The sequence below is a fragment of the Paenarthrobacter sp. 4246 genome (genome assembly GCF_040546855.1).
Classification (GTDB): domain Bacteria; phylum Actinomycetota; class Actinomycetes; order Actinomycetales; family Micrococcaceae; genus Arthrobacter.
Genome location: NZ_JBEPOP010000003.1, coordinates 384,043 through 399,775, shown reverse-complemented (window position 1 = coordinate 399,775; position 15,733 = coordinate 384,043). Strand labels below are relative to the sequence as shown.

Genomic DNA, 15,733 nt, shown 5'->3' with positions numbered 1-15,733 from the left:
CGCTCCCGGTTCTTACTGCCAAGCCAAGGCGGACGTTCCATACTTCACCGGCGCCTTGCCGTACTGGAGGGGAACACCGTCCATGGTCAGGGGCGGCCCTACGAAGCGAAGTGGCCCATAAGGGCTGTCCATCAGATGAAAGTCCGGAATGGGCACTCCGCCGACGCTGCTGGCGGGCTCGCGCAAAGGCAGGCTGAAGAGCACTTCCGCCGTGCGGGCCAGGGAAACGTGCGCCGATCCTCCTTGTCCTGTGTGGAGTCGTTCGGACAGGAGAGCCAGGGCGGCTGCAGCGATCCCATACCCCGTTGCGTGATCCAGTGCCTGGACGGGCAGCGCGCCGGGTGTCCACCCGTCGTCCTCATATCCGTATCGCTCAGCGATTCCGCAGGCTGCCTGGACCAGGCTGTCGAAGCCGCGCCGGCCATTCCACGGTCCTGAGCTGCCCCAGGCGCTCAATGTCACCACCACCAGATCAGGCCTGGCGGCCAGCATCGCGTCCGGGTTCAAGCCGAATCTGTCCAGTCCACCGTAGCGGTAGCCGGTCACTACGACGTCGGCCGCCGAAAGCAGACGGTGCACCACTTCCAAGGCCCCGGCATTGTTGAGGTCGGCTTCGGCGCTGCGCTTATCGAACCCGGAGTCAACAAAGGCATCAGTGAGCTCAGGAAGACCCGGCGGATCGATCCGCAGGACATCCGCACCCAGGGCGCCCAGAAGTCGCGTGGCCGTGGGTCCGGCTATGACACGGGTCAAGTCCAGGACCTTGAGTCCTGACAAGGGCCGGAACGGGTCCGTTGAGGGAATCCACGACGACGGCCGCGGAGTCTCATCCTGCGATGCAGGACAGGTGAATCCGATCCACGGACCCGTGCTTGCCGCGACATGCATTGGTGTGGCAGTCCACTCCTCCCGGGTACGGACGGCCGCAGCAACACCCCTCCCGGCGGTGATGGCCATCTCTGCCTCCAGTGCGGTCATGGAACGCAACGCCCGGTCAAGCCCATCGGGCGTCGTAGTCCGGAGCGTTTCCATCAGCCGCGCCGCATGGTGCGGGTAGTTGGCATGCAGACGGATCCAACCATCTGCGGTGGGACGGAACCCGGACATCGGAGCAAAACCTTCGGGTTTCCGGCCCGAGATCCTCAGGTGCCCCAACGAATCAAAAGAGGCTGCCGTCAGTTCTGACGACACCGCGTATCGTCCCGTAGAGCCCGTCAGGAATTCGAGGGCAGTGGCTGCTGCCTGGACGGACCCCAACGCGAGCCCTTCGACGTCCAGGCTGCCACCCCACCACCAGCGTGGACCGATGCAGGCTGCCGGCTCTGCAGTACTGAAGGCGTCCAGCAACCGCAGGCTGCCAGTCAGGTCCGGGACCGGTTCCACAGCGGTTGGCCTAGAGCCTGTTGGCGTCTGTCACCCGGACCACTGCGGTACCGGTCTCGTCGGATGCGGCCAGGTCCACTTCGGCCGAGATTCCCCAGTCATGGTTGCCGGCGGGATCATCGAAGATCTGCCGCACTTTCCACGTGCCGGGTTCCTCGGTGATGATGAGCAGTCCCGGGCCACGGGCATCAGGACCCGTGCCGATGTCGTCGTGTTCATCGAAGTAGTCATCCAGGACTTCTTCCCAGCGTTCTGCGTCCCAGCCGGCATCGCCATCCAGCTCACCCAGTGTCGTAGAGTCTTCGTCCGCAAAAAGTTCAACCCGGCGGAACATTTCGTTCCTGACCATCACACGGAAAGCCCGGATGTTGGTCGTCAGGAGCGGCGGCGGAGGAGGGGGAGCGTCGTGTGGTGTGGGGGCAAGCCCCGAAGTGAGCTCTTCCCATTCGTCCAGCAGACTGGAATCAACCTGGCGGACCAGTTCTCCCAGCCACGCAATCAGGTCTTCCAGGTCCTCACGCAGCGAATCCTGGGGAACGGTCTGCCGGAGCGCCCGGAACCCGTCCGCCAGGTAGCGCAGGACGATGCCCTCCGAGCGTGCCAAGCCATAGAACTGAACGAACTCCCCAAAATTCATGGCGCGCTCGTACATGTCCCGGATGATCGATTTCGGCGCCAGCTCAAAGTCACCCACCCACGGCGCGGCCTTGCGGTATACCTCAAAGGCTTCGCCGAGGATCTCCGCCAAAGGCATGGGGTACGTAACTTCGTCAAGCATGGCCATCCGCTGGTCGTACTCGATGCCATCGGCTTTCATGGCCGCAACTGCCTCGCCGCGTGCCTTTTTCTGCTGCGCCGAAAGAATCTGGCGGGGCTTCTCCAAGGTTGACTCGATCACGGAGACCACGTCCAGGGCGTAGGACGGCGACTCGGGATCGAGCAACTCCAAGGCGGCCAGAGCGAAGGGGGAGAGCGGCTGGTTCAGGGCGAAGTTTGCTTGCAGGTGCACTGTCAGGCGTACGGAGCGCCCCTCAACTTCCTGCTCCTCCTCCGGGATCCGTTCAACCACACCTGCGGCCAGCAGTTCGCGGTAAATCCCCAAAGCCTTCTTCATGAGTTTGAGCTGGGCTGCGCGGTTCTCGTGGTTCTCGCTGAGCAAGCGCCGGGTTGCCTGGAACGGGTCACCCGGGCGTTCCATGAGGTTCAGGAGCATTGCGTGCGTCACGGTGAAGCTGGACGTGAGTGGCTCAGGCACGGACTCCACCAGCCGTTTGAACGTGGGTTCACCCCAGGAGACGAATCCTTCAGGAGGTTTCTTCTTCACCACCTGGCGCAACTTTTTCTGGTCATCGCCAAACTTGGCAGTTGCCTTGGCCATCGCTTTGGTGTTCTCCACCACATGGTCCGGGGCCTGGACTACCACTGTGCCGGCGGTGTCGTACCCCGCGCGACCGGCGCGTCCGGCAATCTGGTGGAACTCACGTGAGTTAAGCGATCTGGTGCGTACGCCGTCGTACTTACTCAAAGCAGTCAACAACACGGTCCGGATGGGCACGTTGATGCCCACCCCCAAGGTGTCGGTACCGCAGATGACCTTCAGCAGGCCGGCCTGGGCCAGTTGCTCCACCAGCCGGCGGTATTTAGGGAGCATGCCGGCATGGTGGACACCGATGCCGTGACGGACCAGCCGGTTGAGGGTTTTTCCGAAGCCGGCGGCGAACCGGAATCCAGCGATGAGCTCAGCGATCCGGTCCTTCTCCGCGCGGCTGCACATGTTGATGCTCATAAGGTTCTGGGCACGCTCAATGGCTTCGGCCTGGCTGAAGTGGACCACGTACACCGGAACCTGCTTGGTGGAGAGCAGTTCTTCCAGGCTCTCGTGGACCGGTGTCAGGTGGTAGTAGTAGTGCAGCGGAATGGGACGTTCCGCTGAGCTCACTGTGGTGGTGGGCCGGCCAGTGAGTTCGGTCAACCCGGTTTCGAAGCGTGTGACGTCGCCCAGGGTTGCGGACATGAGGAGGAACTGGGCCTGGGGAAGTTCCAGCAGGGGTACCTGCCACGCCCAACCGCGCTGAGGATCGGAGTAGAAATGGAATTCGTCCATGACCACCGAGCCGAGCTCCGCCGTCGAGCCTTCACGGAGGGCAATGTTGGCCAGGATTTCAGCGGTGCAGCAGATGATCGGGGCGTCCTGGTTGACGCCGGAATCGCCGGTAATCATTCCCACGTTTTCCGCGCCAAAGATGTCACAGAGGGCAAAGAACTTTTCGGACACCAGTGCCTTGATCGGAGCCGTGTAGTAGCTCCGCTGGCCCCGTGCCATCGCCTCGAAGTGTGCCGCGATGGCCACCAACGATTTTCCGGAGCCCGTGGGGGTGGCGAGGATGACGTTGGCGCCGGAGGCAAGCTCCATGATCGCTTCGTCCTGGGCCGGGTACAGCTGCAGCCCGCGGGTTTCGGTCCACTCCACGAACCGTGTGTAGATTTCGTCCGGGTCCAGGGGACCGGTGGCGGTGGAACCGGGAAGCTGCTCAAGAAGTTTCATTGGTTTCCAGCTTAGTGCCCGCACGGTTTAGGCTCGGCCCAGCAATGGTGGCAGATGCGAGGAGGCTTTGATGAAGTGGGATCCGTCCAAGTATGTGGAATTCGGAAACCATAGGGACCGTCCATTCCACGACCTCGTCGCGAGGGTCCAGGCCAGTGAACCCCGCACGGTAGTGGACCTCGGCTGTGGCCCGGGAAACCTTACTGCTACGCTCACCGAGCGCTGGCCCGGCGCCCGCATTGTTGGCCTGGACTCCTCTGCGGAGATGCTCGGTCAAGCAGACGCCCTTACGCAGCGGTTCAAGCATCTGGAATTTACACAGGGCGATATCGCGAAGTGGTCGCCCGACGCCGAGACAGATGTTGTTATCAGCAATGCAGCCCTTCAATGGGTCCCCGGCCATCTGGAATTGTTGGCCGGCTGGCTGCGGGCCCTGCAGCCCGGTGCATGGTTTGCCCTGCAGGTTCCCGGCAATTTCACGTCGTCCTCCCACACGCTGATGCGGCACCTCGCGGAATCGCCCCGGTGGTCGGCCCGGCTGGGCGGCGTTCTCCGACATGAGGGTGCAGTCGGCAGTCCGGCGGACTACTTGGAAATAATGCTCGACGCCGGATGCTCGGCTGACGCTTGGGAGACCACCTACCAGCAGGTACTGCCGGGCAGTGACCCGGTCCTGCAATGGGTCCGCGGCACAGGGCTCCGTCCTGTGTTGGCGGCATTGTCCTCTGAAGAAGCTGCCGACTTCGAGACGGAGTACGCCGCAATGCTGCGCGAGGCCTATCCCGCAACAAGCCATGGAACCGTCTATCCGTTTCGACGCATTTTTGCCGTGGCACGGAAGAACGCGTGACGCCGTTGGATTCCCCGGGAGGGGAGGCAGCGACCTTCTTGCGCCGTGAGCTGCGTGGTGATCTGCCTGGTCCTCGATGTGGATGTGCCTGTCGTCATGGCTTGTCCACTGCCGTCGTCGCTGGTCTAATTCTCGGCATGGACCAAGGACGCTTCCGACATCAAACGCCCCGCTACATGCCGGCACCAAGGCGGAGATCGTTGTGACTCCCACCGGCGATTTCCCGGGCACCTGGCGGCCCAACACCACCAGCGCTGTCGCCCTCTTTGAACAGTTAAGGTTGCGGATCATCGAGCTCGCTGACTCGGGAGTCCTGGCGGTTGGAGCGAAACTTCCACCCGTGCGCAATCTGGCCGGCGTACTGGACGTCGCACCCCACACCGTCGCCCGGGCCTACAAAGAACTGGAAGCCGCGGGCGTCGTGGCAACCCGCGGTCGGAACGGCACCGTGGTCTGTGCACGGGACGATCGCTGGGGAGCGCTGGCCGAGGTGGCCGGGCAGTATGCGTCCGCTGCGAAGGCACAGGGCGCCTCTTTCGCCGAGGCAGTCCAGCTTCTCGCCGCAGCGTATGACGCGGATTGATACCGATCGGTAGCATGTGAGGCACGACATGGAAATTCGAAGAAGTTTTCGATTAGCATTGGTAAGTGCCCAAAGCCTTAGCTGAAGATACCGCCATCGAATCCCCGAACAGCATCCCTGTGGTTCCTGACTCCAAACCCGCGAGGCCAGACCTCTCGCGGCTGGTGGTCAAGGGTGCCCGGGAGCACAACCTGCGCAACGTGGACCTCGACCTTCCGCGCGATGCCATGATCGTGTTCACGGGACTCTCGGGTTCCGGTAAGTCATCGTTGGCTTTCGACACCATCTTCGCCGAGGGGCAGCGCCGCTACGTAGAGTCGCTGTCCGCTTACGCGCGCCAGTTCCTTGGCCAGGTAGACAAGCCTGATGTCGACTTCATCGAGGGATTGTCGCCTGCGGTCTCCATCGACCAGAAATCCACCAGCAAGAACCCGCGTTCCACCGTGGGCACCATCACCGAGATCTACGACTACATGCGGTTGCTGTGGGCCCGCGTCGGCCGCCCGCACTGCCCTGTCTGTGGCGAACCCATCGCGCGCCAGACACCGCAGCAGATCGTCGACCAGCTTCTGGAGCTTGAGACGGGCACCCGTTTCCAGGTCCTCGCCCCGGTGGTCCGCGGACGCAAGGGCGAGTTCGTTGACCTGTTCAAGGAACTGACCGCCAAGGGCTATTCCCGGGCACGCGTTGACGGCGAGCTTGTCCAACTGAGCGATCCTCCCAAGCTGGGGAAGCAGTTCAAGCACACCATCGAAGTGGTGGTTGACCGCTTGGTGGTCAAGGAAGAGATCAGCCAGCGGCTCACAGATTCCGTGGAGACCGCCCTGGGCCTGGCGGAGGGCCGTGTCCTGGTGGAGTTCGTGGATCTTGACGCCGCGGATCCCGGTCGTATCCGGGCTTTCTCCGAGAATCTCGCCTGCCCCAACGAGCATCCTTTGGCGATCGATGAGATTGAGCCCCGCTCGTTCTCCTTCAACAACCCCTTTGGTGCCTGCTCGGCCTGCAGCGGCATCGGAACCAAGCTCGAAGTGGACGAAGAACTCATCGTCCCCAATCCTGAGCTCTCCTTGGGCGAAGGCGCCATTGCCCCGTGGTCCTTGGGAACGGCAACCACTGAGTACTGGAACCGCCTCCTTGAGGGCCTGGCCCATGAGCTCGGTTTCTCCATGAAGACACCTTGGGAGAAGCTCTCCAAAGAAGTCCGGAACACCGTGCTGCATGGCAAGGACCACAAGGTTGTTGTCCAGTACAAGAACCGTTTTGGCCGTGAACGCAAGTACAGCACGGGCTTTGAAGGCGCCATTCAGTACGTTCACCGAAAGCACGGTGAAACCGACTCCGACTGGGCCCGTGACCGGTACGAAGAGTACATGCGCCAGATTCCCTGCCCTGAGTGCAATGGTGCACGCCTCAACCCGGCATCGTTGTCCGTGCTGATCAACGGCAAGTCGATCGCAGCCGTTGCTGCCATGCCGATGCGCGAGTGCGCAGAGTTCCTCGGCAGCCTGACCCTCACCAGCAGGGAAGCGCAAATCGCCAACCAGGTGCTGAAGGAGATCCAGGCCCGCCTGACCTTCCTTCTGGACGTGGGGTTGGAATACCTCAACCTCGAGCGGCCGTCAGGAACCCTGTCCGGTGGAGAGGCCCAGCGCATCCGGCTGGCAACCCAGATCGGTTCGGGCCTGGTGGGCGTCCTGTATGTCCTTGACGAGCCGTCCATCGGCCTCCACCAGCGTGACAACCGGCGACTCATCGAAACCCTCACCCGCCTCCGGGACCTCGGCAACACGCTGATTGTGGTGGAGCATGACGAAGACACCATCCACGAGGCCGACTGGGTGGTGGACATCGGACCAGGCGCTGGTGAGCACGGAGGCCAGGTGGTGCATTCAGGCACCTACAAGGAGCTGCTGGAGAACACGGATTCCCTGACGGGTGACTACCTGTCGGGACGCCGGAAGATCGACGTTCCCACCAAACGCCGTAAGTATGACAAGAAGCGTGAGCTCAAGGTTGTTGGTGCCCGTGAGAACAACCTCAACAATGTCGATGCCACGTTCCCGCTGGGGCTCTTTACTGCGGTGACCGGCGTCAGCGGTTCCGGCAAGTCCACACTGGTCAACGAGATCCTCTACAAGGTCCTCGCCAATAAGCTCAATGGCGCCAAGCAAGTGGCAGGACGGCACCGGACTGTGGCCGGCCTGGAACACCTGGACAAGGTGGTCCACGTCGATCAAAGCCCCATCGGCCGTACTCCCCGCTCCAACCCCGCGACGTACACCGGGGTGTTCGATAACATCCGCAAGCTCTTCGCCGAGACCATCGAAGCCAAGGTTCGTGGATATCAGCCCGGACGGTTCTCATTCAACGTCAAGGGCGGTCGCTGCGAGGCGTGTTCAGGCGACGGCACCTTGAAGATCGAGATGAACTTCCTGCCGGACGTCTATGTTCCTTGCGAGGTGTGCCATGGTGCCCGGTACAACCGGGAAACCCTTGAAGTTCACTACAAGGGCAAAACCATTGCCGATGTCCTCAACATGCCCATTGAGGAGGGTGCGGAGTTCTTTGCTGCCTTCACCCCGATTGCCCGCCACTTGACTACTCTGGTGGACGTTGGCCTTGGCTACGTACGTCTGGGACAGCCGGCAACCACGTTGTCCGGTGGCGAGGCCCAGCGCGTGAAGCTTGCAGCAGAGCTGCAGAAGCGCTCCAATGGGCGCAGCATCTATGTTTTGGACGAACCCACCACGGGCCTGCACTTCGAGGACATCCGAAAGCTCCTTATGGTGCTTCAGGGCTTGGTGGACAAAGGCAATACGGTCATCACCATTGAGCACAACCTCGACGTCATCAAGTCCGCGGACTGGATTGTGGATCTGGGCCCCAATGGTGGCTCGGGTGGCGGAAAGATTGTTGCCACGGGAACACCCGAACAGGTGGCGAAATCCACGGACAGCCACACGGCCACCTTCCTGGCCGAGATTCTCGGATAATCGCCAGAAGTATTCCGGTAGCGGCATGCGAGTTTCAGGCATGCCGCTACTCGTGAGAAACTAACCCGGTGACTCAAACAACGGTGCCCGTAATTTTCGATCTGGACGGCACCCTTGTCGATCCAGCCGGCGGTATCACGGGAGGAATCTCCGCGGCCCTCCGTGAATTGAACCTTCCCGTTCCTGAACAGGCCGTGCTGAATTCCATGGTGGGTCCCAAGCTCAGCGATTCCCTGCTGCATTTGGCCAATGTCCCGGAAGCTCTGGTCAATGAAACCATTGAGCGTTACCGGCGCCATTACAAGGAAACGGGTATCGGGCAGAGCAGGCTTTACCCCGGAATCTTGGAACTTCTTGAGTACTTTGCTGAATCCGGCCGGACTGTAGCAGTGGCTACTCAAAAGCCGAACTCCATTGCGAGGCTCGTCCTCGAGCACCATAAGATTGCCGATTTCTTCGTGTCCATTCGCGGGGCGGCGGACGACGAGTCCTTGGAAGCGAATACGGCATCCGGCAAGGTCGAAATTGTTGGGGCAGCCCTGGCTGACCTGCATTCACAGCCGGCGGTGATGGTGGGAGACAGACATCAGGACGTTGCAGGGGCCATGGCAAACGGCCTGGATTGCATCGGGGTGGCTTGGGGATTCGCCCCGGACGGAGAACTCGAAGAAGCCGGCGCTGTGGCCGTAGTGCAAACCGCGGCCGAGTTGCGGACCAAAATTGAAGAACTTGACGCTGTCCGTGCGGCAGCCCTGAGCGAGGTACAAAACGATGGCAGTCTTTGATGCGATCCGGTGGACTACCCGTGGACTGATTTCATCCACGTGCCGGCCTACTGTCATTGGTTTGGAGAACGTTCCCAAAGAGGGGCCCTTCATTGTGGCACCCAACCACCTTTCCTTCCTTGACAGCGTGATCGTCCAGGCTCTGATGCCGCGTCCGGTCGCCTTTTTCGCCAAGGCCGAGTACTTCACCACCAAGGGCGTCAAAGGCGCCGTGATGAAGTCCTTCTTCGAAGCTGTGGGATCCATTCCGGTGGAGCGCGGCGAGCAGGCTGCCAGCGTGCAGGCGCTCAAGACCTTGCTGGACATCCTCGAGTCAGGCAAGGGCATCGGCATCTACCCCGAGGGCACCAGGTCCCGCGATGGGATCCTTTACCGTGGACGTACGGGCGTGGGATGGCTTGCCCTGACCACAGGCGCGCCCGTCATTCCCGTGGGCCTGATCGGAACCGAAAAGCTCCAGCCTGCGGACAAGAACGCAGTAAGGCCGCAGCACTTCACCATGAAGGTTGGCGAACCGCTCTATTTCGAGAAGACCGGGCCGGACCACTCGCTTCCGGCACGGCGTGAAGTCACCGATAGAATCATGGACGCCATCGCCGTGCTGAGCGGCCAGGAACGCTCTGCAAGCTACAACCAGAGCAAATCCGTCGACTAGCAGCTGCCGCCGCGAAGACGTGGCATTGGTTGTCGTTCCGGTTCACTAGACTGGAAACGTGGCAGATCCAGCAAGTTACCGGCCCCAAACAGGTGAGATTCCTACCACCCCGGGCGTCTATCGATTCCGCGACCCCCATGGCCGGGTCATCTACGTAGGCAAGGCAAAGAACCTCAGGTCCAGGCTTAATTCCTACTTTGCCAACCCTGCAGGGCTGCTTCCCAAGACCTATGCCATGGTGCATGCGGCCAGCAGCGTCGAATGGACCGTAGTGGGCAGCGAGCTGGAATCGTTGCAGCTGGAATACACGTGGATCAAAGAATTCAAGCCGCGCTTCAACGTAGTCTTCCGCGACGACAAAACCTATCCCTACCTTGCCGTCACCATGGGGGAGAAGTACCCGCGGGTGCAGGTCATGCGGGGCGAGCGCAGGAAGGGCACCAGGTACTTCGGCCCCTACACCGCGGGCGCCATCCGCGAAACGATGGACACCCTCTTGAGGGTTTTCCCGGTCCGCAGCTGCAGCGCGGGCGTCTTCAAGCGCGCGGAATCCAGCGGACGTCCTTGCCTGCTCGGTTACATCGACAAATGTTCGGCCCCTTGCGTCGGCCGTGTGAGTCCGGACGAACACCGCAACCTCGCCGAGGACTTCTGTGCCTTCATGGGCGGCGAAGCGAAACGCTTTATAGGCCGCTTGGAAAAGGACATGGCAGCAGCCGTCGCCGAACTCGACTATGAGCGGGCTGCCGGGCTCAGGGACGACATCATCGCGCTCCGGAAAGTTTTTGAGCGCAATGCCGTGGTCCTCGCCGAAGATACCGACGCTGACGTTTTCGCCCTCCACGACGACGAACTGGAGGCTTCCGTGCAGGTCTTCCACGTCCGCGGTGGCCGGGTCCGCGGACAGCGTGGCTGGGTAGTCGAGAAGGTCGAGGACGCCACGACCCCTGAGTTGATCGAACATTTGCTGCAGCAGGTCTACGGAGAGGACAGCGAGGTCCAGGGCCGGATTCCCCGGGAAGTCCTGGTGCCGGAAGCGCCCAGCAACCATGCCGAACTCACTGAGTGGCTGGGCGGGCTGCGTCGTGCCAAGGTGGACATCCGCGTGCCCCAGCGTGGTGACAAGGCCGCCCTGATGTCCACAGTGCGCGAGAACGCCGAACAGGCCCTCAAACTGCACAAGACCCGCAGGGCCGGCGACATCACTGTCCGCTCCGTGGCACTTCAGGAATTGCAGGAAGCCCTGGATATCCCGGTTCCCTTGCTGCGGATAGAGTGCTTCGATATCTCGCATGTGCAGGGCACCAACGTGGTGGCCTCCATGGTGGTGGTGGAGGACGGCCTGCCCAAGAAGGCGGACTACCGCAAGTTCTCCATCACGGGCGCAGCGGCAGCTGACGATACCGCGGCCATGCACGACGTCCTGACCCGGCGGTTCCGGCATTATCTGACGGACAAGGCTGCCCAGGTCCCCGTGGTGTCCGGCGAGATCGTTAACCCGACGCGTGCGGGAGCCAAGAGCAACACCGAAGCCCCGCCGTCGGACCCCACTATGCCGGCCCCCAAGGCCAAGTTCGCCTACCCGCCCAACCTGGTGGTGGTGGACGGCGGCCAGCCGCAGGTCAACGCTGCCAAGCGGGCGTTGGCGGAGCTCGGCATCGACGACGTCTACGTCGTGGGCCTTGCCAAGCGCCTGGAAGAAGTCTGGCTGCCGGACAGCGACTTCCCGGTCATCCTGCCGAGGACGTCGCAGGGACTGTATCTGCTTCAACGGATCCGTGACGAAGCCCATAGGTTCGCCATCACTTTCCATCGGCAGAAGCGCGGGAAGGCCATGACGGTATCGGTCCTTGACGGCGTTCCGGGCCTGGGTGAAGCCAAGCGCAAGGCTTTAGTGGCACACTTCGGCTCGCTTAAAAAGATCAAGGCGGCTTCCGTCGAAGAGCTCACGTCTGCCAAAGGCATTGGCCCTGCGTTGGCAGCTGCCGTGGTTCAACACCTGGGTTCCACGGAAGACTCCGCCGGGGCAGTCCCGGCGATCAACATGACCACCGGCGAAATCCTTGAATCTTAGCTAGGGTTAGAACTTGGCCGATGGCCGCGTCAGCGGTCACCGGCCATTGAACATATCGAGGGTGCACTGACCCAACGGGAGGGCACCTCAGGCTGTAAACACCACTTCGGACGAAACGGGGAACAACTCATGGATGAGGCAACGGCAGGGTCCGGAACGGAGCAGGACGGCCTCACGCCCGTCAAGCCCCCGGAGGCGGAACTGCTGGTAGTCACCGGCATGTCCGGGGCAGGACGCAGTACGGCCTCGGATGCCTTGGAAGACCACGGCTGGTATGTGGTGGACAACCTCCCGCCGCAGATGCTGGGAACCCTGGCCGAAATCGTCTCGCATGCTCCGAAATCAATTCCCAAGCTGGCAGTGGTGGTGGACGTCCGCAGCAAGGACCTCTTCACTGACATCCAGACGGCGCTGGGCGCGCTCAGCGCCAGCGGCATCACCTTCCGGGTGCTCTTCCTGGATGCCAATGACGACGTCCTGGTCCGCCGTTTTGAGCAGGGACGCCGTCCGCATCCCCTGCAGGGCGGCGGCAGGATCCTTGATGGCATCGGGGTCGAGCGCGAAGTCCTGCGGGAACTGCGCGAGCATGCCGACGTCGTGCTGGACACGTCCGACTTCAATGTCCACGGCCTGGCAACAGCCATCACCGAACTGTTCAGCGACACAGGCCCGGTGACCCTGCGCCTGAACGTCATGAGCTTTGGATTCAAGTATGGGCTTCCCGTGGATGCCAACTTCGTGGCCGATGCCCGCTTCATTCCCAACCCGCATTGGGTTCCCAAGCTTCGGCCCCATACAGGGCTGGATGAGGACGTCAGCAATTACGTGCTTGCGGCCGACGGCGTGCACGAGTTCGTGGACAGGTACGTCCGGGCTTTGGAGCCTGTCCTGGACGGCTACCGCCAGGAGAACAAGCACTATGCCACCTTGGCTGTTGGCTGCACCGGAGGCAAGCACCGTTCAGTGGCGGTCGCCGTCGAACTTTCCAAGCGATTGGCGCAGTATCCCCGCGTCACCGTCACCACCACCCACCGTGACCTGGGACGCGAGTAGTGGGCGTCCTCACTGGCCCGCTGCCCTTGATTCCGCCCAAAGGCGTCCCCGGCAGCCAGCAGAAGAAAAGTCCGTCAGTGGTTGCTTTGGGTGGCGGCCACGGACTGGCGGCGTCGCTGTCGGCACTGCGCTTGCTCACCTCCGAGCTGACGGCAATCGTCACAGTAGCGGACGACGGCGGCTCGTCCGGGCGTCTCCGCGAGGAGTACGGCGTCCTTCCGCCCGGGGACCTGCGGATGGCGCTCAGCGCCCTGTGCGACGATACCGACTGGGGCCGGACCTGGCGGGACGTCATGCAGCACCGTTTCAATGCCGGGTCCGCCAAAGGCGGCTCACTGGACCATCACGCCATGGGCAATCTGCTGATCGTGACCCTGTGGGAGCTCTTGGGAGATACGGTTGCCGGCCTGAAGTGGGCCGGCGCCCTGCTGGGAGCCCGGGGCCAGGTACTTCCCATGTCCAGTGTTCCGCTCACCATTGAGGGACAGGCCCACATTGACCTTCCGGGGGGCGGCCAGGAACTGCGTACCGTCCGGGGCCAGGCCAAATGCGCTGTGGCGGGCAAGCTTGAAGACGTCAGGCTGCTGCCTGAGGATGCCCCTGCCTGCACAGAAGCCCTGACGGCCATCGAACTGGCTGACTGGGTCATTCTTGGACCCGGCTCCTGGTACACCTCGGTCCTGCCGCATCTGCTGCTGCCTGAGCTGCGCCAAGCCCTGGGCGACACCGCTGCGAAGCGTTGCCTCACCATGAACCTTGACGTCGAAACCAAGGAAACCTCAGGTATGACAGCCGCAGACCATCTGGACGTCCTGCGCCGCTATGCACCTGAGTTCAGCGTCGATGTGGTCCTTGCGGATCCTGCTGCAATCCAGGATCTCAAAGCCTTTGAGAAGGCCGCGGGGATGATCGGGGCCGAAGTGGTGTTGGGTAGAGTAGGGGCGTCGAGGCGCCGCCCCGTCCATGATCCACTGCTGCTGGCAGCGGCGTACCACGATATTTTCGGGAACAGTTAGGAATACGCGATGGCACTTACTGCGTCGGTCAAGGACGAACTGTCCCGGCTGGACATCAAAAAATCTTCGGTCCGGAAGGCTGAAGTTTCGGCAATGCTGCGCTTCGCGGGCGGCCTGCACATCATTTCAGGCAGGATCGTCATCGAAGCTGAAGTCGATCTCGCTTCCACGGCACGCCGCCTCCGGGCAGCGATCGCCGAAGTGTACGGCCACCAGAGCGAAATCATCGTCGTTTCCGGCGGCGGCCTGCGCCGGGGAAGCCGCTACGTTGTCCGTGTGGTCCGGGACGGTGAAGCACTCGCCCGCCAAACGGGCCTGCTGGACGGACGCGGACGCCCGGTGCGGGGACTGCCCTCGGTGGTGGTCAACGGCTCGGCTGCAGACGCCGAGGCTGTCTGGCGGGGAGCGTTCCTTGCCCACGGTTCCCTCACCGAGCCGGGACGTTCTTCCTCGCTGGAAGTTACTTGCCCCGGCCCCGAGTCAGCGCTGGCGCTCGTAGGAGCTGCCAGGCGGCTCGGCATCCAGGCCAAGGCCCGTGAGGTGCGCGGAGTGGACCGTGTGGTCATCCGTGACGGAGACACGATTGCTGCCCTCCTGACCCGCATGGGGGCCCATGACGCCCTGATGGTTTGGGAAGAGCGGCGCATGCGCAAGGAAGTCCGTGCGACGGCCAACAGGCTTGCCAACTTTGACGACGCCAACCTGCGCCGCTCTGCCCAGGCGGCAGTGGCCGCGGGTGCCAGGGTGGACCGTGCCCTCGAAATCCTCGGGGACGACGTACCGGACCACCTCAAATACGCCGGAGAGCTCCGTGTTGCCCACAAGCAGGCCAGCCTGGACGAACTCGGACGCCTCGCGGATCCGCCCATGACCAAGGACGCAATTGCGGGTCGCATCCGCCGCCTGCTCGCCATGGCGGATAAACGTGCCCTTGACCTGGGCATCCCGGGTACTGAGGCAAATGTGACTCCGGAAATGATGGACGAGTAGTCCGCACCCATAGAATCAAAAATGCGGGAAGGAAATACTGCAAGGCCCCCCGGGGTTGTTCCCGATGGAGGCAAGAGCAGGCTTCTTCGCCAAGGATTTCCGGCCAGCGTGCTGGCCGGATGATATTAACGAGAGTTACCAACCCGGACGTCAGTCCATTACATTGGAGGATTTCGTGACAGAGTACGTTCTGCCCGAGCTCGGCTATGACTATGCAGCACTCGAGCCGCACATTTCGGCAAAGATCATGGAGCTGCACCACAGCAAGCACCATGCTGCTTACGTCGCAGGCGCCAACAATGCCCTGTCCCAGCTGGCCGATGCCCGCGAGAAGGGTGACTACGCCAACATCAACCGTCTCTCCAAGGACCTCGCGTTCCACACCGGCGGACACATCAACCACTCCGTTTTCTGGAACAACATCTCCCCGGACGGCGGCGACAAGCCCGAAGATGAGCTCGCAGCAGCCATCGACGACGCTTTTGGTTCGTTCGACGCTTTCCGTGCACAGTTCAGCGCTGCCGCACTTGGTTTGCAGGGTTCCGGATGGGCTTTCCTGGCGTACGAGCCCATCGGGGGCAACCTGCTCATCGAGCAGCTTTACGATCAGCAGGGCAACGTTGCAGTAGGCACCACGCCGCTGCTGATGCTGGACATGTGGGAGCACGCCTTCTACCTGGACTACGTCAACGTCAAGGCTGACTACGTCAAGGCCTTCTGGAACATCGTCAACTGGGCGGACGTTGCGAAGCGCTTCGAAGCCGCGCGCGCCAACGCCACGGGCCTCATCGTCCTTTAGTTGGTGA

The 15,733-nt window shown here is 62.2% G+C and carries 12 protein-coding genes; 10 read left to right on the top strand and 2 right to left on the bottom strand.

The window, feature by feature from the left end; genetic code table 11:
• Window positions 1-12 precede the first annotated feature (12 nt).
• Window positions 13-1,383 carry a CoA transferase gene (locus ABIE35_RS07200; protein ID WP_354513589.1) on the bottom strand — a complete coding sequence of 457 codons (1,371 nt, stop codon included), beginning with the start codon at window positions 1,381-1,383 and terminating at the stop codon, window positions 13-15.
• 10 nt (window positions 1,384-1,393) lie between these two features.
• Window positions 1,394-3,928, bottom strand: coding sequence for a DEAD/DEAH box helicase (locus ABIE35_RS07195; RefSeq protein WP_354513587.1), 2,535 nt, complete (start codon window positions 3,926-3,928; stop codon window positions 1,394-1,396).
• A 70-nt stretch (window positions 3,929-3,998) separates the two neighbouring features.
• Here ABIE35_RS07195 and ABIE35_RS07190 point away from each other — a divergent pair, with 70 nt between their 5' ends.
• From ABIE35_RS07190 to ABIE35_RS07145, 10 genes are all read left to right on the top strand, one after another.
• A complete protein-coding gene (locus tag ABIE35_RS07190; RefSeq protein ID WP_354513585.1) occupies window positions 3,999-4,778 on the top strand; it encodes a trans-aconitate 2-methyltransferase in 780 nt (259 codons plus the stop codon).
• 202 nt (window positions 4,779-4,980) lie between these two features.
• Window positions 4,981-5,361 (top strand): GntR family transcriptional regulator, encoded by a 381-nt coding sequence (locus ABIE35_RS07185; protein ID WP_207593504.1) that lies wholly within the window; start codon window positions 4,981-4,983, stop codon window positions 5,359-5,361.
• A gap of 65 nt (window positions 5,362-5,426) precedes the next feature.
• Entirely contained in the window at window positions 5,427-8,354 is a 2,928-nt protein-coding gene (gene uvrA / locus ABIE35_RS07180) for an excinuclease ABC subunit UvrA (RefSeq protein WP_354513583.1), read from the top strand.
• 68 nt (window positions 8,355-8,422) lie between these two features.
• Window positions 8,423-9,139: an HAD hydrolase-like protein gene (locus ABIE35_RS07175; RefSeq protein ID WP_354513581.1), complete on the top strand. Its 717-nt coding sequence runs from the start codon at window positions 8,423-8,425 to the stop codon at window positions 9,137-9,139.
• The gene (locus ABIE35_RS07170; protein WP_089595050.1) at window positions 9,126-9,794 is read left to right on the top strand and encodes a lysophospholipid acyltransferase family protein; all 669 of its coding nucleotides are present in this window, start codon (window positions 9,126-9,128) and stop codon (window positions 9,792-9,794) included. Before ABIE35_RS07175 ends, ABIE35_RS07170 begins: the two co-directional genes overlap by 14 nt.
• A gap of 58 nt (window positions 9,795-9,852) precedes the next feature.
• Window positions 9,853-11,868, top strand: coding sequence for an excinuclease ABC subunit UvrC (gene uvrC, locus ABIE35_RS07165; RefSeq protein WP_354513579.1), 2,016 nt, complete (start codon window positions 9,853-9,855; stop codon window positions 11,866-11,868).
• Window positions 11,869-11,997: 129 nt separating this feature from the next.
• A complete protein-coding gene (rapZ, locus tag ABIE35_RS07160; protein ID WP_089595052.1) occupies window positions 11,998-12,921 on the top strand; it encodes an RNase adapter RapZ in 924 nt (307 codons plus the stop codon).
• Entirely contained in the window at window positions 12,921-13,937 is a 1,017-nt protein-coding gene (locus tag ABIE35_RS07155) for a gluconeogenesis factor YvcK family protein (RefSeq protein ID WP_207593509.1), read from the top strand. The genes rapZ and ABIE35_RS07155 overlap by 1 nt, the downstream gene beginning before the upstream one ends.
• A gap of 9 nt (window positions 13,938-13,946) precedes the next feature.
• Window positions 13,947-14,927, top strand: coding sequence for a DNA-binding protein WhiA (gene whiA, locus ABIE35_RS07150; protein WP_018777554.1), 981 nt, complete (start codon window positions 13,947-13,949; stop codon window positions 14,925-14,927).
• Between the two features lie 175 nt (window positions 14,928-15,102).
• Entirely contained in the window at window positions 15,103-15,726 is a 624-nt protein-coding gene (locus ABIE35_RS07145) for a superoxide dismutase (protein WP_354513576.1), read from the top strand.
• The last annotated feature ends 7 nt before the right edge of the window (window positions 15,727-15,733 follow it).

Coding starts and splice junctions, on each gene's coding strand:
- rapZ (WP_089595052.1), top strand. CDS start 11,998: ATGGATGAGGCAACGGCAGGGTCCGGAACGGAGCAGGACGGCCTCACG.
- ABIE35_RS07195 (WP_354513587.1), bottom strand. CDS start 3,928: ATGAAACTTCTTGAGCAGCTTCCCGGTTCCACCGCCACCGGTCCCCTG.
- ABIE35_RS07170 (WP_089595050.1), top strand. CDS start 9,126: ATGGCAGTCTTTGATGCGATCCGGTGGACTACCCGTGGACTGATTTCA.
- whiA (WP_018777554.1), top strand. CDS start 13,947: ATGGCACTTACTGCGTCGGTCAAGGACGAACTGTCCCGGCTGGACATC.
- ABIE35_RS07190 (WP_354513585.1), top strand. CDS start 3,999: ATGAAGTGGGATCCGTCCAAGTATGTGGAATTCGGAAACCATAGGGAC.